This is a genomic window from Phytohabitans houttuyneae (assembly GCF_011764425.1).
In the GTDB taxonomy this organism is placed as follows: Bacteria; Actinomycetota; Actinomycetes; order Mycobacteriales; family Micromonosporaceae; genus Phytohabitans; species Phytohabitans houttuyneae.
This window is the reverse complement of sequence record NZ_BLPF01000002.1, coordinates 1456217-1477967: the sequence shown is the minus strand read 5'-3', so window position 1 is coordinate 1477967 and position 21751 is coordinate 1456217. Positions and strand designations below refer to the sequence as shown.

General features: G+C 70.3%; 18 protein-coding genes. 3 read left to right on the top strand and 15 right to left on the bottom strand.

Translation table 11 applies throughout. From position 1 onward, the window contains the following. Nucleotides 1-199: 199 nt before the first annotated feature. A complete protein-coding gene (locus Phou_RS30115) occupies nucleotides 200-2608 on the bottom strand; it encodes a DEAD/DEAH box helicase (RefSeq protein WP_173062060.1) in 2409 nt (802 codons plus the stop codon). Between the two features lie 129 nt (nucleotides 2609-2737). Further along, nucleotides 2738-3454 (bottom strand): hypothetical protein, encoded by a 717-nt coding sequence (locus Phou_RS30110; RefSeq protein WP_173062057.1) that lies wholly within the window; start codon nucleotides 3452-3454, stop codon nucleotides 2738-2740. Nucleotides 3455-3614: 160 nt separating this feature from the next. On the opposite strand from Phou_RS30110, the gene Phou_RS51390 reads away from it, so the two are divergent. Beyond that, nucleotides 3615-3845, top strand: a complete 231-nt coding sequence (locus tag Phou_RS51390; protein WP_218579268.1) for a hypothetical protein — start codon at nucleotides 3615-3617, stop codon at nucleotides 3843-3845. 128 nt (nucleotides 3846-3973) lie between these two features. On the opposite strand, the gene Phou_RS30105 is transcribed toward Phou_RS51390, so the two are convergent. From Phou_RS30105 to Phou_RS30045, 13 genes are all read right to left on the bottom strand, one after another. After that, nucleotides 3974-4861, bottom strand: a complete 888-nt coding sequence (locus Phou_RS30105; RefSeq protein ID WP_173062054.1) for a hypothetical protein — start codon at nucleotides 4859-4861, stop codon at nucleotides 3974-3976. A gap of 226 nt (nucleotides 4862-5087) precedes the next feature. After that, nucleotides 5088-5822 (bottom strand): hypothetical protein, encoded by a 735-nt coding sequence (locus Phou_RS30100; protein ID WP_173062051.1) that lies wholly within the window; start codon nucleotides 5820-5822, stop codon nucleotides 5088-5090. 780 nt (nucleotides 5823-6602) lie between these two features. Continuing rightward, nucleotides 6603-7343 (bottom strand): GNAT family N-acetyltransferase, encoded by a 741-nt coding sequence (locus tag Phou_RS30095; protein WP_173062048.1) that lies wholly within the window; start codon nucleotides 7341-7343, stop codon nucleotides 6603-6605. 299 nt (nucleotides 7344-7642) lie between these two features. After that, nucleotides 7643-8470 carry an SAM-dependent methyltransferase gene (locus Phou_RS30090; RefSeq protein ID WP_173062045.1) on the bottom strand — a complete coding sequence of 276 codons (828 nt, stop codon included), beginning with the start codon at nucleotides 8468-8470 and terminating at the stop codon, nucleotides 7643-7645. A 126-nt stretch (nucleotides 8471-8596) separates the two neighbouring features. Next, complete coding sequence (locus tag Phou_RS30085) at nucleotides 8597-9004, bottom strand: hypothetical protein (protein WP_173062042.1); 408 nt, start codon at nucleotides 9002-9004, stop codon at nucleotides 8597-8599. Between the two features lie 325 nt (nucleotides 9005-9329). Then, nucleotides 9330-10859, bottom strand: coding sequence for an ATP-binding cassette domain-containing protein (locus Phou_RS30080; RefSeq protein WP_173062039.1), 1530 nt, complete (start codon nucleotides 10857-10859; stop codon nucleotides 9330-9332). After that, a complete protein-coding gene (locus Phou_RS30075) occupies nucleotides 10856-11839 on the bottom strand; it encodes an ABC transporter permease subunit (protein ID WP_173062036.1) in 984 nt (327 codons plus the stop codon). The genes Phou_RS30080 and Phou_RS30075 overlap by 4 nt, the downstream gene beginning before the upstream one ends. Beyond that, nucleotides 11836-12690: a branched-chain amino acid ABC transporter permease gene (locus Phou_RS30070; RefSeq protein ID WP_246273956.1), complete on the bottom strand. Its 855-nt coding sequence runs from the start codon at nucleotides 12688-12690 to the stop codon at nucleotides 11836-11838. Before Phou_RS30070 ends, Phou_RS30075 begins: the two co-directional genes overlap by 4 nt. 184 nt (nucleotides 12691-12874) lie before the next feature. After that, a complete protein-coding gene (locus Phou_RS30065; protein ID WP_173062033.1) occupies nucleotides 12875-13729 on the bottom strand; it encodes a class I SAM-dependent methyltransferase in 855 nt (284 codons plus the stop codon). A 38-nt stretch (nucleotides 13730-13767) separates the two neighbouring features. Next, a complete protein-coding gene (locus tag Phou_RS30060; RefSeq protein ID WP_173064764.1) occupies nucleotides 13768-14961 on the bottom strand; it encodes an ABC transporter substrate-binding protein in 1194 nt (397 codons plus the stop codon). 172 nt (nucleotides 14962-15133) lie between these two features. Beyond that, nucleotides 15134-15547, bottom strand: a complete 414-nt coding sequence (locus Phou_RS30055) for a roadblock/LC7 domain-containing protein (RefSeq protein WP_173062031.1) — start codon at nucleotides 15545-15547, stop codon at nucleotides 15134-15136. Continuing rightward, a complete protein-coding gene (locus tag Phou_RS30050) occupies nucleotides 15544-17802 on the bottom strand; it encodes a sensor histidine kinase (RefSeq protein WP_281365125.1) in 2259 nt (752 codons plus the stop codon). The genes Phou_RS30055 and Phou_RS30050 overlap by 4 nt, the downstream gene beginning before the upstream one ends. 256 nt (nucleotides 17803-18058) lie before the next feature. After that, nucleotides 18059-18913, bottom strand: a complete 855-nt coding sequence (locus Phou_RS30045) for an SAM-dependent methyltransferase (RefSeq protein WP_246273954.1) — start codon at nucleotides 18911-18913, stop codon at nucleotides 18059-18061. 406 nt (nucleotides 18914-19319) lie between these two features. Here Phou_RS30045 and Phou_RS30040 point away from each other — a divergent pair, with 406 nt between their 5' ends. Both Phou_RS30040 and Phou_RS30035 read left to right on the top strand, forming a co-directional pair. Continuing rightward, on the top strand, nucleotides 19320-20813 hold the full coding sequence (locus tag Phou_RS30040) for a helix-turn-helix transcriptional regulator (RefSeq protein WP_173062025.1): 1494 nt from the start codon (nucleotides 19320-19322) through the stop codon (nucleotides 20811-20813). After that, the gene (locus tag Phou_RS30035) at nucleotides 20813-21328 is read left to right on the top strand and encodes a GNAT family N-acetyltransferase (RefSeq protein ID WP_246273953.1); all 516 of its coding nucleotides are present in this window, start codon (nucleotides 20813-20815) and stop codon (nucleotides 21326-21328) included. Before Phou_RS30040 ends, Phou_RS30035 begins: the two co-directional genes overlap by 1 nt. Nucleotides 21329-21751: the final 423 nt, after the last annotated feature.

Sequence of the window (21751 nt, the reverse complement as noted above, 5' to 3'; positions counted from 1 at the left end):
ATGTCGTGGCCTGGGCATCGAGCACCGACCCGGTGGCGCGGCGCGCGGTCACGCACCAGGCCTGGGGTTGGCGCCAGCAGAAACGAGCTGCCGCGACCGGCTTGGAGCGGGCTGGCCCGACAACCGGAACCCCTGACCGGGGTTCCGGCGTCCGAGCCCGCCTGGACAAGGACGGCGGTGCGGTAGCAGACGGTGACCATCAACGCAGCACCCGGCCGCTGGCGGCCGATAACGGCTCGGGCTGAGGCGGCCTCGGCGCTGCTGCGTCCGGTCGGCGGGTTCGCGGCGGATCCCAGTCCATGCCCAGCCGGTCGAGTTCGGCTTTGCGCTCCGGTGCCAGGTTGCCGCGTCGGTGGTCGGCGCGGCGGTTGCTGATCCAGTTGCCGAGCCGGTGCGTGTTGTCGCCGTAGACGAGGTCTTGCGGCACACGCAGATGCCCGTGTTCGGCGTGGAAAGCGCGGGCGGCGGTCAGACCCTCCTGCCAGCGGAACTCGTACGCGTCCCAGACCATCCCCAGCTGGTCCAGTTCGGCCTTACGCGCCGCGGACAGCCTCAGCTGACGGCTGCGCATCTCGCTGCGGCGGTTGCTCACCCAAGCACCAAGCTGGTACCCGTCATCGCAGATCAAGTGCTGCGGCACAAGCAGGTCGCCATGTTGTCGGCGGTAGGTGCGCAGGTGCGCGATCGCGGTGTCCCACTCGGTCTGTACCGGGTCCCAGTCGAAGCCGACCTCGTCCAGCAGCTGTTTGCGGGCTGGCGGCAGGGTGCCGTCGCGGTGCAGGGCGCGTTGCCGGCTGCACCACGCGGTCAGGCTCTGCGACGCTGTCGCCTTATCACCCTGCTGTTGTTGTTGGTGCAGGCGCTTGTATTCGGCGTACCGGGTTTCCCATTGATGTTCGCCGACCTCCCAAACGATGCCGAGGCGTTGCAGTGCGGTCACTCGCTCCGGCGCCAGCTTGCCGACGGCGTGCAGCCGGCGTTGCCGGGTCAACCAGCTGCGCAGCCCGGCACGTGCGGGATCGGAGGGTATCCGCAGGTGGCCGTGTTCGGCGTGGTAGGCCACCACCAGCGGGTAGTAGTGGGCCCAGCCGTCTTGCACCCGCTCGGTCGCGCCGTGGGTCAGCACCCGCAGCCGGATCCGGTCGGCGAAGTCGTCGGGCACGCCGGGCCCGGCCGCGGTCAGCCAGTCAAGCCCGGCCACGGCACCGGCCGGGCTGTGCCGGCGGTAGGTCTGACGCGCTTGTTGCAGGCGCTGCTCGACCCGTTCGTCATGCGCCCCCAAGGCCCGCACCACCCGCCACACGGTCTGCCAGTCCCGGCGGGCCAGCTGCCGGGTAAGGGCGGCTTCGCTGGTCAGAACCGGCACGACGACGGTCGCGGTCTTGCCGGGCTGACCACCGAGCCGCAACGCCCGACCAACCCCCTGAACCACATCGATGATCGAGGAACGGGGCTCGTCGAACGCGACCCCGTCCAACGCCGGCACATCAACGCCTTCGGTGAACAGACGGGCGTTGCACACCACCACCGTGTTTCCGCCCGGCTCACGCAGCTCGCGCAGCACCATGGCCCGATGGGCGAACCCTGACCGGCCATGCGCCGACCAGCCCACCACCGGCCACAGTGGACGCTCACGCTCCGGCAGCAACGCCACCGCGTCCGGCAAAGTCTGCGCGAAGTGGCCGGCCACCGCCACCCGGTTGTGGTAGACCAGCAGCCGGCGCAGCCCGTAGTCGTTGATCGCCCGCGCCAGCGCGATCTGACTGGCCAGCATCCGCGCCGGCCGCGGCCGCCCATCCACCGTCAACGTCTGTTCGGCCTGCAGACCGGTGATCTGCTCGGCGGTGACCACCGCGACGACAAGCCGATAGTCGGCCAGCAAACCCAGCTCGATCGCGTCGGCGAACCCCAACCGGAACGCGGTCGGCCCGAACACCTTGACGTCGTCCATGCTGATCGCCTGCTGGTCATCCCCGACAATCCGCGGTGTCGCCGTGGCATACATGCGGCGGCGGGCAGGGACCGCGACATCGTCATGCACCATCGCCCACGGCTTACCGATCTCACCAGCGGTGCGGTGCGCCTCGTCGACCACCAGCAGCCCGGCCCGCCGCGCATCATGCAGCGCATACGCCGCCCGGATCACCGCAACGCTCGCGTAGGTCCCGACCACGGTCACCCGGCCGGCAGCCATCCAACCAGCCAACGTGCCCGGATCAGTCGTGACCTGCAGGCCGCGCAGGCTGACCCCCGCCTGCCGGGCCGCCTGCCGCATCTGCCTCATATTGCACACCGCGACCAGCCGCCCAACCCCGCGACCCAAAAAGTCCAGCCACTCCCCCACGGTCTGCGCCAACAGGTCAACCGTCGGCACCGTCACCAACACCGGCTCACCCGCCGCCACCCGCGCTGAGGCCTCCGCCGCAATCAGCGTCTTGCCCGTGCCACACGCCGCCACGACCGTGGCCCGCTCGCCCTCACCAACCGCGGCGCACCACGAATCCACCGCATCAACCTGATGCGGCCACAGCCGCCGCCCCGAACCGGTCGACACCACCGCGCCACCCGCAGGCGCGCCGCTGAACACCTGTCGCCCGGCGCCGATCACGGCCGAAACACCGGGCGCAGCGCCGAGCCCGCACCGGCGGCCTAGGGCACCTCGGCCGTCCAACCGCCTGCGGTCGCCGCGTCGCGTAGCAGGCCGACACCACGAACGTTGCGGCGCAGCCGGTGCAGGTCATCGGGTCCGGCCCGGCGTCGTTGCGGGTCCGGCGCAGCCGGCAGCGGGCTGTTGCGTGGTGGGCGTGCGTCGCTGGTCCAGGTAGAGGCGGTAGCCGTGCAGGTTGGTCAGGTAGTTCGGATCGGTGTTGGCGGCGGCGCCGACGACCTCGTCGTAGCTGGCCAACAGCTGCCCACTGACCGGGTGCAGCAGCAGCACGACGTCCAACACGGTGCCAAGGCTGTCGGTGTCTCGGACCGCGACCCGCACCGCCGGCCGTCCAGCCCGGTCCGTCACGCCGGTCAGCGGTTGCAGGCCGGGCTGCTCGGCCAGCAGGCGAACGATCGTGGTCCGTGCCGACCGGTCCAGGTAGCCCCAGTCGGGCAGGTACATGATCACGCTGACCACGTGTCGCGGGCGGCGTTCCTGCGGCAGCGAGCCGGCCATCAGCTGCCGGCGCAGCCGATCTGGGTCGGCGGCGATCCGGCCGGCGATGCCGGCCGGGCCTTCCATGCCGCCGCTGGTGCGGGTGTCGCCACCGTCCTGTCGGCAGCCGCCGTCGGTTTCGTCCCAGGTGACCTGCCGGCCTGCCCCGGCCAGGCTCCGCCACCACTGGATCCGCTGCACCGACGGCGGCAACCGGCCGTCCCCGTCCGGGAATGCCTGATGTCCCCACTGCCGGGTTTCCAGATAGCTGTACGGGCCGCGGCTGACATCGGAGGCCGCCGGGCGCAACCTGCCAGCGAAGGCCAGGGCCTGTTGGCGTGGCGAACCCGGGCCGATCGACGGCCCCGGCGGAGCCGTCGCCGGTAGCGGCAAAGGCGCCGACGAGGCTGCCGAGACGCCTACCTGGTTAGCCGCAGCGGGGCTGGCGTCCTCGGATGGTCCGCCAGCGATGCCCGCGGCGGCCACGCCGGTGGCGGCCGCCACCGCAACGGCGGCGGTGATGGCGGCCACCATCGCTCGACGTCGACCGGCGCTTGCCGGACGTTTCGCCGATGCCGGAATCTGCACCGCGGCCGGTGGAGCGCCGATCGGCGGTCCCGCAGCCGGGCCGCTCGCAGCGGTCGATGCCTGCGGCGACGGGTCAGGCGGCAGGTCATTGGTCGGGCCGAACCGCACCTGACCAGTACCGTCAGTACTCGGGTCCGTCTGCACTTCCCGCTCAGGCACGTCGGCCATCCCTTTCGCCAGCGGTGGTGGCCGCGCCGGTGATGCTGGTGCCCGCCGCGGCGGACAGTCGGTGGTGTCGCATCACCGCTCCCCTGACTTGCCGGTCCCTGCGCTGCCTGCGGGAAGGTCGTTGACGTGACGCGCTTGCAGCAGCAGCCAGTAGCTCTGGGTACGGGGCGTGGGCCCCCGCAGCGCCGGCGGGTTGATCAGCGTGACTTCCTCGGCCGCCAGCAGGGCACCGGTGACCGGGTCGAAGATCAGCCGATCGCGTGTGCTGTCGGAGTTGGAGTTGACTGCGACCGCGATACCTTGCCGTCCCGCCCGGTCTTTCCAGCCGCCCTCGCATTGCAGCCCGGTGGTCTGCATCGCCAGGACCCGTAACAGCGCCACCCGTACCGGCTGCGCTGTGGCGTGGGTGTGGTAGACGTCCGCGATCGCCCGCAACACCCACTGCGGTCCCATCTGCGGTGGCGAGTGCGTTTGCAGTTGGGCGGCCAGCACGGCCGGTCGGGTCTCGATCGGCTCGGCGAGGACGCCGGCCAGGCCGCCGGCGGTGTAGGTGCTGCTGCTGTCCGGACGGCTGTTCTCGCCGGGGATGGCGATCACGTCCTGCCGGCCGCTGCCGTCCGACGCGCGCCACAGCCTCGACTCGTACGTCGCCGCGGTCACCACGGTGCTGCCGCCGCTGGCGGCCATGTCCTCGCCCCACCACCGGCTGTGGATCGCCCAGTACCGGCCCAGGGCGGCCGTCTCCGCGGGCCGGGCAGCGACAGCGTCGGCGAGCTGCGCCATGCACGCCACCGGCTGCGGACCGGCCGGACCGGTCGCGGCGACGACCGCCGCGGCCGTCGTTGCCGGGGTGGCCGCCGACGGCGATGCTGCCTCCGCTTGGGTGGGGGCGTCGGACAACGTGGCTCGCAGTATGGCGGCCGCGCCGACCGTCGCGGCGACGCCCAGAGCAGCCCCCACCGCGACTGCGATGCGACCCCGGCGGGATGAGGCAGACAAAAGTTCCATGCGAGCAAGCTCCGTTTCAAGTCTTGTCGGATCAGGTCTGGACAGCACGGCGTTCCTCAGCCGCCCACCGCCCCGCCCTGCGCGCAGGCCACACGCAAAGCCATTGAGGGCTGCGGTCAACTGCGATGTCAGCCACCGGAGTGCCGGCAGGCATCACCGCCATCGGGAGGCGGCCCGGTCAGGGACCGCGCCGCTGTGGCTTGGATGGTGGCCGCCACAGCGGTTGCAGCGTCACGCCCAGCCGTGGTGGCGGCTCACGACCACCCACTGCGGACCGGCCATGCGCAGGAAGGGCAATCGGTGGCCCGTGCGCCCCGAATCCGTGTCGGCTCAACCAACGCACACTGTTCGGGTCGACCGCAACCGCGTACGCCGGGACCTGCCGGGCGTCCAGAACGTCCAGCCGACGGCGCAGCAGCAAGGTTCCCCAGCCCTGGCCCTGGATCCCGTTCTGGCCCGCGGCGAAAGCAAGCTGTTGGTAGGGCAGCCCGGTAGGCGCGGCGTCGGCCAGCCGACGGTGCAGATTGACGAACTGGTCCGCGAACGGCGCGGTCGCCCGCGCCAGCCGCTCCCACCAATTCGACCCCACCGTCGTGGGCCCCGGCAGCCACACCGTCGCCACCCGATGCCCCGGCGGCATGTCAACGTGACCACGCTCGAACGCGGCTTCCAGGCACAGGCCGATCCATGCCTGGATGAGCGGGGCACGGGACCGCTGGTTCGGAACAAGCCATCCCGCCAGCGCCGTGGACGCGTAGGCACCGGCCAGCAGCCCTTCAACGCGGGTGACGACTCCGGCCGGCGCCGCCCGCACCAGACCCCGACGTGCGGCACCCTCGACCACCGCTGAGGTCGGCCTGGCCCCACTCCCGTCGCAGCGATCACGCGCATGGTCGTCGGCGGCGTAATTCACATCTAGGTCTTCCTTCCGGTCTGGCGTTGGCTCTGCCAAGTCCACTGTGGATGGCCAGCCGCCGGTGGATCCACCCGACGGCTTGACCGACGCGGTCGAATGCCCCGGTAGACAGGCATCTCGGCAACCGCGGCCGCGGTAGCCGGGTGCGGACACGTGCAGTGCGCGCGGGCGTTGACGGCGATGCTGACCGGCACGTGAGGTGACGGCCAGGTGCGGCGGCAAGCGCGTGCCCAAGCTCGCCGGCACCCCCGCACTCGTCGGGACACCACTGCCTGGGCCGGTGACCGTGGTTGGGTGAGGTTCGCGGCATGGTCGGCCACAACGGTTGCCACCGCGGGCTGGCCGAGCAGCCCCGGTCGGGCTGCAACCCACCCGAGCGGCCGCTCCACTATGGATCGTTGTGGTGGTCGTCGGGGTGCCACCTGGGCGAGGGCGTGGCTGGTCACGAGTTCCGCGGCGAGCCGGGCCCAGCAACGTCCGGTCGGTGACGGGGTTTGCAGGTCGACCGCGATGGCCACGCTGCCGGTGCGGGCAACGACCTGGCAGGCGCCTGCTGTGGTGGCGGCGAACGCCTCGTCGCCGAGCCACGAGACCGGCCTGCGGCTTCTCCCGCACGTTGTGCAGGTGCGTGTCCCGCTGCGCAGGGTCTGCGACCGGAGCCGGTGTGTGAGCCTGGGGCATGAACATCGGGCGGTAATGCGCCTTTCCGTACAAGATGCGGGGTGGATGCTGGCCGGCGCGAACCACCGGCGGGTTGGTGCGGCGAATGCTGACCGGTCAGCTACCCGGCTCAGCCGTGGTGAGCGGCCCGACGTGTGCCCGGTGGGCGGTGTCGTCGTCGCCGGGTTCGGTCGCCACCGGCTGCCCGCGGCGGGCCAGCAGCCACACCGACGGCCCATGGGGCAACACTGTCACCGGCCCGTCCGGCTGGTAGCCGTGCCGGACCGCCAGGTCCCGGAACCCGGACGAGGTCGCGGCCGCGTACGCCGGCACCCCTTGACGGTCTAGGACGGCGTGTCGATGCCGCAGCAACGCGGTACCGATCCCCTGCCCCTGCCGGCCTCTAGCCACCGCCAGCAACACCAACCGCACCGACCGCTGTCCCGACCCGGCCGATGCCGGCGCTGTCGTGCGGGCCGCCTCGAACTGCCCGAACCGGTCCGCGTACCGACCGCACAGCGTGGTCAGTAGCCCTTCAACGGCGTCGGGGTCCTCCCGCTCGCTGTCCACCCAGATGCCTATCCCGACCGTGTCACCGCCGCTATCGACAGCGACGTCGACGTTCCCGCTCGTGAGGGCGTACCGGATCACCGCCGGCCACAACCCGGCGAACACGCCCAGCCGGGCGCTGCGATCCTCGACCAGCCAGACACCTTCCCGGGTGTCCACGCACGCGGCCAGCACCAGCCGGGCCAGCGCATCAACCTGCTCCGTCAGGGCACCGCCATCACCAACGGCGGCGTCCACCCCCGACCGGACCGTCACCACCGCCTTCGCAGGCGCCGGCTCCACAGCCATCGTCCTCACCAGATCCTCTCGGTAAACCTCGGCGCCATCTGCCTCATCCGGGCACGTCTTCGGACCGCTGCGACCTCCCGGGTGCGCTGGCCGACGCGGGCGGCCTGGGTCAAGCCACCCACCGCGCCCGCCGAGGCCGCCGCCAGCCACCGCCTCGCCGGCGCTGGCGAAACCGCGGCCGCCCTCACCACGCCAGTGGACCCACTCACCAGGTCACCCCCACCGGGCCGTTGCCCTCGCCCGGCTGGGCGTACCGACGCAGCGCGGACGGCCGGTCGCCGTCCTGGGACCGATGGCCCTCACCGCTCGCCTCCCGCGGTCGCGGCCAACGCGGCGAGCAGATATCGGGCGCCTCGCCCGGCTGGTGACGGGTCGCTCGGGGCGACGCCCGGCCGCCACTGCGACGCCCACACCAGTCCTGGCTCGGGTAGCTGCCAACCGGCCAGCAACTGCTCGACGTGGGTGCGGCTGCGTGGCCAGGCCCCGATCGTGGTCAGCGCGTTGACTTCGGCGTGGACGTCGGCGGTGGGATGGGTCAGGGCCAGGAAGCTGCCGTCCACGCTTTGCTCGCGGACGGTGGCCAGCAGCCCGGCCGCCGCGGTGTCATCCAAGTGGGCCAGCACACCGGCCGCGATGACCGCGAGGGGTTTGTCGAAGTCGAGCAGCCGCCGCACCGTCGGATGCTTGAAGACGGTCGCCGGTGTGCACAGGTCGGCGCGGATCGCCGCCGCCACGCCGGCACGGCCGTTGTCGGTGATCCGGTCGATGGCCCGGTCGACCGCGACCACATCGATGTCCACATGCACCGACCGGGCCGCCGGCCCATACTCGATCAGGGTTTCGTGGACGCTGTTGGCCGAGAGCGTGCCGCAGCCCAGGTCGAGGTACTGTTCGACGCCGGCGGCCACGAGGGTGGTGACGACGCGGCGGGTGAAGGCTCGGTTGGCGCGCGCCATCTCCCGCACGCCTGGGATGACCGTCTCCATCTGCCGGGCCATCTCCCGGTCGGCGCGGCAGGTCTCGAACCCGTCGGTCAGGTGGTCCCACACCCGGCACACCCGCCACGGCACCCGGGCATCCCGCCCACGGTCGGCGCGGCGCTCGGCGGCGGCCGTTGGTCGGGTCATGATGGCCTACCCCCGACCGCGGTCGGTGCGGCGAACAGGGCGCCCGCACACACCACGGCGTACGGGTCCGACAACGTCAACACGAACGGCTCCATCTGCAGCTGACTGGGGGAAGGCGGGGCGGGGTTATCGGTGTGGAACGGGCGGGCCGCGGTCGAGGCATGGGCGCCAGGGACCTGTCCAAAAGCCGAGCCAGGGGCTGTGCGCGGGCACGATGGCGGCCGGCCGCCACCACACCTCGATCACCGGGTCGGTTGCGGCGACGATGATCCGCGCGACGAGTCGTTCGATCTCAAGCCGTAACGGGCCGGCTGAACCTGGATGGTTGGTGTGCTGTTTGCGGATCCAGTCCCGTTCGGCGGTGACCGCCGCGATCAGGTGTTCGATGTGCTGCGCGGGGTGCAGGTCGAGGCATTCGGGGCACAGGTAGAAGCGCCGGTCGCGGCCGGCCGGATGAGCCTGCCACGGCTGCTGGCAGGTACGGCAGAAGGTGATCCCGGCCAGCGGCCACGCCAGGGCGTCCATGTCTGCCATCACCGGCCCCCTGCCGTGCCGGGTGTGGATGGCGGCGGCATGGGGGATGCCGCCGCCATCCACCGTGCCCCGACGTCGGCAAGGTCAGCTCGCGGGGTGAGGGCTGCGCGTCGCACCGCTCGAGGCGTCGTATTAGACGGCGGGCGCGAACAGCAAAGACCCCCATCACCTACCGGGCCAGGACCGGCCGCTGGCTGGGCGGTGTCGTCGCGGTAGGTTTTGATCCAGCCGTGGAGCTCGTCCCACACCGCCTGAGCGCCGCATCGTCCACAGTGGTGGATGGTGTCGACGCGTGGGGTGACGAGCTCGGTCACGGGATGACGGTTCATGCCGCCTCCGTGGTGGTGACGGCCGCGGCGCCGAGGTACGGGTCCAGCAGGTGCGGGTCGGCGGCGACCGCAGCTGGCGTGGTCTGCAGCGCGATGCGGCCCTCGTGCAGCACGCACAGTTGGTCGGCGACGCGCAGGGCTAGTGGCAGGTTCTGCTCGGCGAGCAGCACCGCTACCTGATGGCCGGTGGACAGGTCGGTGATGATGCGGGCGAGGTCGTCGATCACCGTGGGGGCGAGTCCTTCGGATGGCTCGTCCAGCAGCAGCACCCGGGGTTTGCCGACCAGCGCTCTGGCCATGGCCAGCATCTGCTGTTCCCCGCCGGACAGCTCGCCGGGCCGGTGCCGGCGCCTGCCAGCCAACGCGCCGAACAGCTCATACATTTGGTCCGCGCCGAAGGTTGTCCACGCGCGTTGGTGGCGGGGCTGCGGCACGGCCAGGTGCTCGGCGACGCTCAGATCTCGAAAGAGGCGGCGGCCTTGCGGGACCAGGCCGATCCCGTACTGCTGCCGCCGTCTCGGGCCGGCGCCGGTCACGGTCGTGTAGTCGACGGTGATCCGGCCGCAGCGGGCCGGGTGCAGCCCGGCGATCGTGTTGATCAGCGTGGTTTTCCCGGCGCCGCTGCGGCCCACCACCGCCACCACCTGACCGGCCCCGAGTTGCAGGTCGATCTGGTTCAGCACGGCCGCGCCGTGGTAGCCGGCGCTCAGGCCGTCGACGCGCAGGACCCGCCGCTGGCTATCGGCTGGCGGGTTAGCCTCCCATGGCGGCGTTGTGGCCGGGCCGCCCGGATCGGTGGCGAGGTAGACGCGTTGCACCTCGGCGTGGCCGCGGACCTGGATGGGCGTGCCGGTGGTGACCTGCTGCCCGTGGTGCAGCACCGTGATCGTGTCAGCGACAGCGGTGACGAAGTCGATGTGGTGGTCCACCAACAGCAGCCCGGTCGCGGCGGGCAGATCGCGCAGCCTCTGGGCGAGGGCGTCGATCTCGGCGGTGGTCAGCCCGGCGGTGGGTTCGTCCAGCAGCAGCAGCCGCGGTCGGGCGGCCAGAGCCATCGCGACCTCGAGCCGGCGCCGCATCCCGTACGACAGCGTGCCGGCCGCGGTGAACAGGTGATCGGCGAGACCGGCGCCGGTGGCCAGCTCTCGGACACAGGTGTGTGGCTGGTGCGGGCGCGGCCAGCGGGTGCCGTGGTCGGGGCAGCCGGTGCGCTGGTGGGCCAAGGCGAGGTTGGTGGCCACGCTGAGCCGGTCGAAGGTCGCCGGGTGCTGCCAGGTCCGGCCCATCCCCTGCCGGGCCCGGCCAGCAACTGACATACCGGTGACATCTAGGCCGTCGAGCAGGATCCGGCCGGTGGAGGCGGGCAGGGTCCCGGCGACCAGGTTGAGCAGGGTGGTCTTGCCGGCACCGTTGGGTCCGATCACTGCATGCCGGCCGCCGGCGGCAACCGTCAGGTTCACGTCCGTAACAGCGGCGAGCTCACCGAACCGGCGGCCGACACCCTTCACCTCCAGCAGGGTGGTCATCGCCGGCTCCGGATGGTGTGCAGGCGGGCACGCAAAGGTTGCTGGTAGGCGACGGCCAGGAAGGTCAGGCCAAGCAGGGCAAGGGCGTGGCCGGCGGTGTGGACACCGACCAGATCGCGGACCGCCACGACGAGCACGGCCCCGGCGACGGCGCCGCGCATCGACCCGATCCCGATCGCGGCCGCCAGCAGCGCCAGAGCGGACACGTCGAGGCTCAGGTCGGCCGGGGACACGTACTGGTGGGCGGCGGCGAGCATGCCACCGGCGAGGCCGGCCACCGCACCGGCGATCGTCAGCCAGGCCAGCAGGATGCCGCCGGATCGGTAGCCGAGGCCTTGCAGACGCGGTTCGTGGTCGGCGAACCCGCGCACCATGTCCGCCAGGCGGCTGCGCAGCAGCACCGCCATCGCCACGGCCAGGAGCAAAAACACGGACAGCAGGTACAGGTAGACGTGCCCGTCCGCCGCCAACAGCGGCCCACCCGACCAGAGCGCAACGGGTGCGGCGTGCCGGCCGTCGTCACCGCCGGTCACGTCCGCCCACAAGCTCGCCGTGGTCCGGGCAAGCTCGGCGACCGCGAACGTCGTCATCAGGAACGCCGTGCCCCGGGTGCGGAGCAGCAGCGGCGCGGTGAGCGCGCTGGCCACGGCACCGGCGGCCGCGGCGGCGACCAGCAGCAGCGGGCCGGCGGTCAAGCTGGCAGCGCCAAGCAGGGCGGCGGTGTAGGCGCCGACACCGAGGTAGGCGGCCTGCCCCAGCGAGGGCAGGCCGGCGACATTGGCCAGCAGGTGGGTGCTGATCGTCAGCACGGCCATCACCAGGGCGGTGTTGGCGATCGAGACGGTGTAGGCGTCCACCACCGCGGGCAGCGCGATCGCCGCCAGCACCGCGGCGGCGACCACCAGACGGCTGGCGGCCCACCAATGTGTTGCCTTGCCGGGGAGGGCGGGTGCGGTGTCGGCCGCTCGGGTGCAGGTCATATGGGCCGCACCGCCTGCCGGGGTCGCAGGGTCAGCACGAGCAGCAGGACGGCGCACAGGGTGAAGGGTGCGGTGGTGGGGGCGGCCAGGGCGCCGAGGGTTTGGACCTGGCCGACCAGCAGCGCACCGGCCAGGGTGCCGGGAATGGACCCGGCGCCGCCGATCACTACGACGATCAGCGACAGCACCAGCACAGTGGTGTCGACCCCGGGTGCGGGGCCGAGCAGAGGCGCGCCGAGCACGCCGCCGGTGACGGCCAGGACCGCTCCGCCCGCCACCGCCGCGGTCTGGACGAGGCCGGTGGGCACGCCGGTGGCGGCGGCCATCGCCGGGTCGTTGACCGTGGCCCGGACCAGCGCGCCTGCCCTGGTGCGGGTGATGATCAGATGGACGGCGATGGCGATGACGGCGGCGACCGCGATGAACGCGAGGCGGTAGACCGGGTAGCCGTGCACGCCCAGCCGTACGCTACCGGCCAGGGCGTCGGGTGGATCGGCTGGCAGTGGGGCACCGCCGAAGACGGTGGTGAACGCGTCCGCGGCCAGGAACGCGATCCCTAGCGTGGCCAGGGCGTGTGCGAGGTGCCCGTACCGGGTCAGCGGGCGGGTCACGGCCGCCAGGACGATGCCGGCGGCGGCGCCGGCCAGGCCGCCGACCGCGAGGGCGGCGGCCAGGCCGGCAAGGCTGCCGTCACTGAACAGGTAGGCGCAGTAGGCGCCGGCCAGGTAGAGGCTGCCGTGGGCGAGGTTGAGGATGTCCAGCACGCCAAAGATCAGGCTCAGTCCGGCCGCGACCGTGAACAGCAGCAGCCCGAACGCGAGCCCGTCCAAGGCGGTCACCGCATACGTCACCGCACCCACCCCACCCAGCTACGTCCACAGTGGAGGGCCGGCCGTCGTTGGCCGGTTGCAGGGGTTGCATCCTGCCCGTCGATACCTGGTGTGCTCCGGTACCGGCTGGCGTGCCGTGGTGGCCTTGCCACCTCGCCTCCCCACTTCTGTTTGTCGTTCCCGGGTCAGGTCAGACCCGGCTCGGCTACCGGTCGGTGCGTTGGCAGCCCAGGTCGGGGCGGCGGCCGACGGTGGTGAACATCTGGTAGCTGTAGGCCAGGGTCTGCGGGTCCCACATCGCCTCGCGCAGCACGGTCAGCTGGTCGGCGGTGACCAGGCCAGTGCCGACCAGCTGACGCTCCAGCTGCAGCGAGTTGCTCTCGTGCAGCAGGCAGGCCGGTTCCCCACCCGTGGCCAGCTCGCTGAACGCCACGCTGTGCACCAGTTCCAGCCCGCAGGTGAGCATCGCGATCGGAACCCGGGCGGCCCAGCCGAGGTCGGCGCCGTTGGCCCGCAGGACCCGCGCCAGTGCCTTTTGAAATGCGTCGAACGCCGCAGCGGCCTGCTCGCTGGTGGCGTGCAGCAGCCAGCGCTGCCGGGACAGCACGTCCCACTCCGAGACCACCAGCCGCCCACCCGGCGCCAGCGCCCGTATGACCCGTTCCAGCACCCGGTCCGGGTCGGACAGATGGACCAGCACCAGCCGAAAATGGATCAGGTCGTAATAGTCTTTCGGCAGGTCGATGAAGCGGACGTCGCCGCGGGTGACGGTCACGTTCCCGCCGGCGGTCACGTGATCGGGCTGCAGGTCCAGGGCGGTCACCTCACCGTCCGGGCCGACCCGCTCGCTGAGCCAGCCGGTGATGCTGCCGGCGCCCGGGCCGACGTCCAGACACCGCCAGCCGGGCCCGACCCTGACGTGCGGGCCGGCCAACACGCTCGTGCTGTGCCCGTCCAGGATCCCGGCCAGCAGGCCCAGCATCCGCGGTCCCTGCTCGTCCGCGTTGTCGAAGGCGTACCGCGACGAGCCCGCAACGGGTCCCGCGCTGATGTCGTGCATGCGGATGGTCCTTTCACCGAAAGCGGGGAGGCTGTGGGCTATTGGCCGAGGGTGGTCAGCGTTTGCACGACGACGTTGGCCCGGCCACGGCCGTCCGCGCGGACCTGCCGCAGATACCAGGTCTGGATCGGGGAATGCTCCTTGGCCCCGAACCGCCACGGGCCGCGCGGGCTGTCGATCGCGCCGAGCCGGCCGATCGCGGCGTTGATCGACGCGCTGGTCGGGGTGTCGCCGGCGTCTGCGATCGCCCGGTCCAGCAGCAACGCGGCGTCCCACGCGGTCACGTTGTACAGATCGGGAACCGTCTGGTGTTTGCGCTGGAAGGCGGTGGCGAACGCGCGGTTCGGCGCGTTATCCAGGTCCGGGGCGTAGTTCAGCGAGGTGTAGATCCCGTCCGCCGCCGCGCCCTGCGCCTGCAGGACGGCACCTTCGGTGGTGAACCCGGCCGCGTATAGCGGCAGCTTGTCTTTCAAGCCGGCCTGGGCGTACTGCTTGACGAACTCGACCCCGAGCCCGCCGCCGTAGAACGCGAACACCGCCTTCGCTGGCGATGCGGCGATCGCGTTCAGGTACGGCAGGAAGTTCGTCGTGTTCGGGTAGGGCGTCCACAGCGGTGCGCCGTCCGGGTTGGCCAGCTTCCCGCCCGCCTTGACGAACGGTTCGACGAACCCGTTGACCTGGTCTTTGCCGCCGATGTAGTCCGGGCCGATCGCGTAGACCGGCCCGTTCACCGTGGTGCGTAGCAAATCGGCGATCGCGTTACCGGCGTCCTTGTTCTGCCACGAGGTGTGCCAGGTCCAGGTGACGTCGGAGATGGTGGTGGGTCGGCCACCGGTCGCCACATACGGGATCTTCTTCCGGGTGGTTTCCGGGTGGATGACCTCGACCGCGTCCGAGGTGATCGTGCCGACCACCACGTCGACCTTGTCCTGCTCGATCAGCTTCTTGATCCCGGGACGAACCAGCTCCCGGCCGTTGCCCTCGTCGACCACCACCGTCTGCACCCGGTGGCCGCCGAGCTTTCCGCCGTGGCTGTCCAGGTACAGCTGCCAGCCACGGGCGAGGTCGTCTCCGATCGTCTTGTAGACACCGGAGGTCGGCCACACCAGACCGATCCGGATCACCCCGTCGCTGTGTTCACGGTCCGGGTCGAGGCTCGAATCGGCGCAGCCGGCCACGGCGAGCGCGACGGCAGCCGCGGCCGCGACCAGCAGACGCCAACGGTGTTGCATACGGTGTTTCACGATTCTCCTTCAACAGTGGGTCGAGCCTGGGAACGTGCCGTAGCCGCAACGCGTGGACGGCCAGCGCCGCCCGCGCCGACCGGCGGCTCTCGACAGCGCGAGTGACGGCGCGGGCGCCGCCTGCGGGGTCCGGCAGGCGGTGTAGGCGTTGACGTGCCGGTCACGGCGTCAGGGGTGGTCGCGGTGCCGGGGTCAGCACAGCACCAGCCCTGTTGATCAAGCTGACCATCTCGTACATGACCTGGCCCAGGTCGGCGCGCTTGTCGGCCAGCACGGTCAGCTGGGAGCCGTCCCCGATCGCCATCACAATCACCACCCCGGCGGCCATCTCGACCACCGTGTGCTCCACCCCGCCAGCGTTCATCAACGTCGAAGCGCCGGTGGTCAACGACGCCAGCCCGGAGGCCGTCGCCGCCAACTGGTCGACGATCCCGCCGGGCAGGTCCCGGTTCGCGGCGATCAGCAGACCATCGCCGGCCACCGCCAACGCGTGGCTGATCCCGTCCACTGTGCACAAACCGTCCAGCAGGTATCCCCAGTCACGCGGCGGGGTCGTTATCGCTTGCTGCGTCATCGCTCGTTGCTCCTCATCAGGTGATGCGTTCGTCCAGCCCGAAGCAGCCCGCCTCGCATCGCCGCCATCCGCGCCCGCACCAGGTCCGCATCGCGCGGCGACGTCTCGCTGGCCGGCTGCTGCGGCGGTAGCGGTGCATACGCCAGGGCTCCGGGACGCCGGACCGGCAAGCCCGACGCGGTCCGCGTCACCGCCGCCACCGGCCGGGTTGGGGTGTTCCACACCGCCTCGCTCGCAGCCGCGGCCACACCGACACGCTCGCCCCGGCCGGCAGCCGCCGGCCCGCCGCCGTCGCTTCTGGATTCGAACCAAGACACCGCCGGGTCGCTGGCGGCCGAACCAGTCATCTCGTGGTAAATCCACGGCGGTACCGCCGGCGTGGTCCACGTCGCACCGGCACCCGCCCACGGGCCATCCGGCAGCGGTGCCGGCGCCGCCGCGGGCGGTAGGGCGGGCCGGGACGCAGGCGGACCGGCCGCGGCCGAAGGCGCCGCCGACGGCGGGAGGGCAATCTCGGCGATGACTGGCCGGTGTTCGAACAACTGGGCTGGAACGGTCAAGTCGATGCGGGTACCCTGCCGCACCACCGACCTGACCTCGACCTGGATACCCAGCCGCGCGGCGATGGTGCCGACCACCGGCAGCCCCATCCTCTGCGTCGCCTGTAGGTCCAGCACGCGCGGCTGAGCCAGACGCTCCCGGAAGGCTTCCAAAGCCTCGGCCGTCATGCCGACGCCGTCGTCCTGTACCTGGATATGCAGCAGGTCCCCGACCCGGCGGGCCTCCACCAACACCGCACTGTCCGGCGGTGAGGCTTGCGCAGCGTTGTCGATCAACTCGGTCAGCAGGTGGATCAGGTCCTCGACCACATGCCCTCTGATGTGGACGGTGTCGTCCACCCCGATCTGGTGGACCTGCCGGTAGGCGTCGATCCCCTGCCCGGCGGCCTGCAACACCTCCGGCAGCCCGATCAGCGCCTCCCGCGGCCGACCGGCCTGACCGCCGGCCAACACCTGCAGGTTCGCGATCAGCCTCTTAATCAGGGTCGCGGTGTGGTCCAGCTCGAACAGCTTCTCCAGCCGCCCCGGATCTTCCTCACCCCGCTCCAGCCCGTCCAGGCTGGCCATCATCCGGTCCGACCGCTTCTGCAGCCGCCGCGACAGCGACAGGAACATCGCGCCGATCACCGCACGCAGCCGCGCCTGCTCCGCCGCCAACCGCACCGCCGACACTGTGACCGCATTGAACGCGGCCGCGACCTGACCAACCTCATCCGAACCGTCCACCGGGATAGGCGCTGCCGCCTCCGCAACCAACACCGCGACAGCCGCCTCGTCGCTGTCCGCGCTCACCCGGCCCAGCATCTGCGGCAGCCGCTGCTCAGCCACTAGCCGCGCCCCGCCCTGCAACCGCCGCAGCGAGCCAGCCAACGACGCCGCCACCCACCAACCCGCCACCACAACCACCAACAGCAACCCCGCGACCACCGCGAGGGTGGCAACCACCGTCCGGCGCTGCGCATCCCGCTCAGCGCCGACCACGGCCAGCAGCTCTCGGTCGATCTCCGCCTCCGCCGTGTGCATCGCGTCAACCCGGACCTGCATCGCAGCCACGAAACCCCCGGCGCTGGCACCCAAACTCGGCCGCTGCCCGGGCTGGGCTCGGGTGACCAACCCCAGCAGCCGTTCCGACCGCAACACCTCTGCCCCGGCGCTGAGCCGGCCGTTCACCAAACCCACCCACCGCGGCAAACCCAAGCCGCTGAACGTCTGCAACGCCTCCGACAGGCCGGTGCTGGCCGCCACGATCTCCTGCTGCCCCGCCGGCGTCACGCGGCCCGCCTCCACCGACCGCACCGCCGCCACCTGGACCTGCCCGAGCGACTCGATCGCCTGCGACAACGCCGCCGCCGCCCGCAACCCGTTCGCCGTTGACGCCGAAACCCCCACCTGCCCAAGCCCTTGCCGGTAAGCGACCAGATCCGCGATCACCGCCCGATAAGAGAACGCGACCACGCTCAACACAGCACCAGGCGCACTCGTCACCTGCTCCCGCAACGCAGCCAGCCCTGCGAGCTCGACCTGCACCCGCGCCATCAAAGGCGCAACGCCCGCCGGCACATCAACCTGGCCCAGCTCGGCACGGAACTGCGCCACCACCACATCCGTGGCCGCACCGTCCCGCGCGAACCTCGCCGTCGACGCCAGCCCCGGCTCGACGAACAACACCGCCGCCGACACCCGCTCACGCTGCAACGCAGCCGCCAACCGAGCCGCCGTGCCCCCAAGGCGACCAGCTCACGAGACCGGTCCGCGTCCGCCGCCCGGCCCGCCGCACCCGCCACCGTAAGCCCAGTCAACCCAACGACCGCCAACACAGGCAGCAGCAACAGGATCGCCAGCTTCGAACGGATCCGACGCCGACGCAGCCAACCCGACCGCCGTACTCCAAGTCCACCGCGCGAACCGGTCGCCGCATGTGACGGCACCTGCATCGTCACCGCTGCCACGTTCACGCCTGCTCGGCCCGCGAAGATGCCTGCCAGGCTGACAACGGTTTGCGGGCCACCGCGCCAAGGCTGAGCGCCGCGATGGCGGGATCGGCCAGCCCTGTGTCAGGGCCGTCGCGCCATTCGTCCAGAGCAACGACGCCCGGCTCCATCAGTTCCAGCCCAGCGAAGAAGCCCGCTATCTGTTCGTGGGTGCGGGCCACGATCGGGGTACCCGCAGCGGCGTACGCCGCCGTCACCGCCTCGGTCTGGGCGCGAAGGGCCCCAGCGGCGTGCTCGTCGGTCACATGTGAAATGCCGAGATAGCTCCCACTCGTCAACGGACCCAGGTACCGACGTACCAGCTCGAACGGCTGACAGTCGTCATGCACAAACAGCAGCACGCTCACCATCAACACCGCGACCGGCTGTGAAAGGTCGAGCAGTTCCCCCGCGCGGTCCAGCACCACTTCCGCATCGCGCAGATCCGCCTGGACCACCAGCGTGCGGTCGTCGCCCTCCAGCAACTCCCGGCTGTACGCCACCGCCACCGGATCGACGTCCACGTACACCACCCGCGCATCCCGTGCACGGCGTTGAGCGATCTCGTGAACGTTGCCGACAGTAGGGATGCCGGAACCGAGGTCGAGGAACTGTCTGACGCCCGCCTCAGCGACCAGATACTCGACCACCCGCCTGAGGAACCGCCGATTGGCATGAGCGACGTCCCGAACCCACGGCGCCACCGCCAACACCTGGTCAGCCATCCGCCGATCCACAGCAAAGTTGTGCATCCCACCCAGGAAGTAGTCGTAGACCCGGGCCGCACCCGGCCGTGACACCTCGGTCGCCTGCACCGACGAATGCGGCAGCAGCACACCGGGCGCCAATAGGTTCCGGCCTTGCCCTTGCATGTCAGGACCTCGCCTCTTCATCGCCGACCGTGTCCGCCATGCCCTCCGGGTCACACAGGAGGACAGCCTCGACCCTTCGCAAGCGCTCACACCCGCGTTAGGCCACACGCGATCTCGCATCCATTGACGGCATGTGTGCACTCACCGATCACGCCAAGACCCTTGAGGTGGAGTCACATGGCTGGACGGATCTCGCTGAGTTCAGATCGTGATGGATATGGCAGGAATTCAAAACTGAGAGCTGCCCATTCCACGTGGAAGGCACTCCACCAATTCGAGAAGTGTCGCTTCCGTAGGCGCCGAGGGAGCCCCTGGACCTCTACAATGCCTGCATCACGATGGCATGCGAAGATCCGAAAGTCGGGCCCGGATGACACGAGCGACGGCGGCCGACGGCCAGCCAATGCCGCACGAACTCACGTGCGCGAGCAGCATTCGCGTCCGTGAGCTACTCGCCGCTGGCGACCCCACCGAACCCGACCCCACCCTCCTACACCACATCGCCCACACCATCCACGAACACTGCGGCCACCCACCCCTCAAAGCCCACCGCCTCGCCTGGGGCTGGACACCCAAACAAGCAACCACCGCCCTCGACGCACTCTCCAACCAACACCAACTCCCCAAACGCGGCATCACCCAGCGCTCATGGCACCAATGGGAAGCCGGCACCTACCGCCCCGACGACGACTATCTCGACCGCATAGCCCGCCTCTTCCACACCAACATCATCAAACTCGGCTACGCCACCGACCACACAGCGGTGCCAGCCGCGTCTTCTCGGCTGCATTCACGCTTAGCGTTGGCGCGACGTGCTCAGAACTCTTGGCTTCCGGATCCGTCGGGCGATCCTGGCCCGGTTGATTCGGCCGGTGAGGATGGCCTATCGCTGATGGACCGGCTGGTGCGCTTGCGACATGGAGTGGGCAGCTTGGTGGGTGAGGGTGCGATGACGGCGGTTGCCCTCGATGACTGGGAGCAGGCCGTCGTTACTCATGGCCAAGCGACGCGGTACCAGCCGCCCGCGCGTCTGCTGGCGGACTTGTCAGTCGATTTCGGGGAGCTCCAGGAGCGCATAGCAAGGCCGCACACGTTGTCCACGCTCCGTCGTCTCACGGTGGTGGCAGCCCAGATGGCAGGACTTGTGAGCTTGACCCTGCTGGAGCTGAACGAGAATGCCGAGGCCCGCCATTGGGCCCGCGTTGCCCGTAACGCTGCGGACGAGGCAGGCGACCCGGCCACAAGGACGTGGGTGCGAGCGCAACAGGCGTATGCCGACTACTACAGCGGCAACCTGCACGCAGCACTTCATGCGGCACAGGCCGCGCAGGCGGTAGCCGGCCGGAAGATCTGTGTGGGCAGTGTCCTCGCTGCCACCCTGGAGGCCCGTGCGCATGCGGCCCTCGGCCGGCACACCGATGCCTGCGACACTCTCCAACGCGCCCAGCTCGCGCTTGAGCACCTCGACCCGGACGCGGACACCCCATCGGCGTTCAGCTACAACGAGGCGCAGCTCAGGTTTCACGAGGGCAACGCCTACACGCATCTACGCGACACCGCGTCGGCCTGGGCCGCTCAACAACGAGCTCTTGAGCTATATCCGGACAGTGACTACCTGGACCGGTCCCTGGTCCGGTTCGACCGCGCGACCTGTCTGGTGCACGACGGCGACATCGCCAGCGCCATGTCAATCGCCGTAGACCTGCTCCTCGGTTTGGCACATGAACAGCGCAGCGAGATGATCGTCGCGCGGGGGCATCGACTGTTGGCTCAACTGACGCCTCGGCAGAGGCAGATTGAACCGGCACGCGACCTACGTGAACTCCTCATGACCGCTCATCCCCAAGGAAAGGTGAAACCGTAGTGCTATCCATAAAGCCGGCCAAGGCCAGCGATTCGGGCGCTATCGCCGACCTGCTGGAGGAAATGGATCGTTTCTACGGCAGCACGGAATTTGACCCCATCGAGAAACGCATCTCAGCGATCACGGCCATGCTCTTCGGTGAATCGTCGGTCGCTCACGCACTGCTGTGCCACGATGGCGGCGAACTGGTTGGGCTCGCCTCATACTCGTTCTTGTGGCCGGCGAAGGGGCTCACCTGTTCGCTTTTTCTGAAGGAACTCTACGTACGACAGGACCGCCGCGGGCAAGGTGTCGGAAAGCTTCTGATGCAGGAGATCGGAAGGATCGCCATCGCAAAGGAATGCAGCCGCGTCGAGTGGATGACCGAACTCGACAACAGGGATGCGCAAGGCTTTTACGCAGCCTTCTACGCTTCGCCACGTTCGGGCAAAGTATTCTACCGCTTGGAAGACAAGGAAATACACCGCCTTACCGGAGACACACCCACCAGTAGCAGTCATGACGAGGCTGGCTGAATTGAACCAGGCAGATAGGCCCAAGCCCAGGCGCGCGAAAACCAAGGTTCGGAGCGGTCCTATGAGCAGAACACCGCTGAGGTAAAGGTACGCCGACGACAGTCGATGCCGGCGAGCGAACCACGCCGAGACGTGGCGGGTCCCGGTCGAGACGGCGTTGGCGGTTCGACGACCAGCTGCAACTCAACGAAACCCATGCGCCGCTCACCGTGGAGGCGTCGCGCTTGAGCGTAAGGCCGTCTTCACACCGCGCGTGAAGGGCCGCACTCACGCGAGGACCGTTGGCTTCGCGTTCGGGCGCCCGATCGCACGGCACCGCTGGTTTGACGGCTCGGCTCCGCCAGCCGACGTGCTCCCGGCCTATTGGTGCTCGGTGTGCATGCATACGTCAAAGCGGCGTCATCGGCACCCATCGCTCGCCAC

What these genes read in the sequence shown, in the direction of transcription:
- Phou_RS51390 (WP_218579268.1), top strand. Translation starts at nt 3,615, where the DNA reads ATGCCCGCGGCGGCCACGCCGGTGGCGGCCGCCACCGCAACGGCGGCG.
- Phou_RS30095 (WP_173062048.1), bottom strand. Translation starts at nt 7,343, where the DNA reads ATGGCTGTGGAGCCGGCGCCTGCGAAGGCGGTGGTGACGGTCCGGTCG.
- Phou_RS30090 (WP_173062045.1), bottom strand. Translation starts at nt 8,470, where the DNA reads ATGACCCGACCAACGGCCGCCGCCGAGCGCCGCGCCGACCGTGGGCGG.
- Phou_RS30085 (WP_173062042.1), bottom strand. Translation starts at nt 9,004, where the DNA reads ATGGCAGACATGGACGCCCTGGCGTGGCCGCTGGCCGGGATCACCTTC.
- Phou_RS30080 (WP_173062039.1), bottom strand. Translation starts at nt 10,859, where the DNA reads ATGACCACCCTGCTGGAGGTGAAGGGTGTCGGCCGCCGGTTCGGTGAG.
- Phou_RS30075 (WP_173062036.1), bottom strand. Translation starts at nt 11,839, where the DNA reads ATGACCTGCACCCGAGCGGCCGACACCGCACCCGCCCTCCCCGGCAAG.
- Phou_RS30065 (WP_173062033.1), bottom strand. Translation starts at nt 13,729, where the DNA reads ATGCACGACATCAGCGCGGGACCCGTTGCGGGCTCGTCGCGGTACGCC.
- Phou_RS30060 (WP_173064764.1), bottom strand. Translation starts at nt 14,961, where the DNA reads ATGCAACACCGTTGGCGTCTGCTGGTCGCGGCCGCGGCTGCCGTCGCG.
- Phou_RS30055 (WP_173062031.1), bottom strand. Translation starts at nt 15,547, where the DNA reads ATGACGCAGCAAGCGATAACGACCCCGCCGCGTGACTGGGGATACCTG.
- Phou_RS30040 (WP_173062025.1), top strand. Translation starts at nt 19,320, where the DNA reads ATGACACGAGCGACGGCGGCCGACGGCCAGCCAATGCCGCACGAACTC.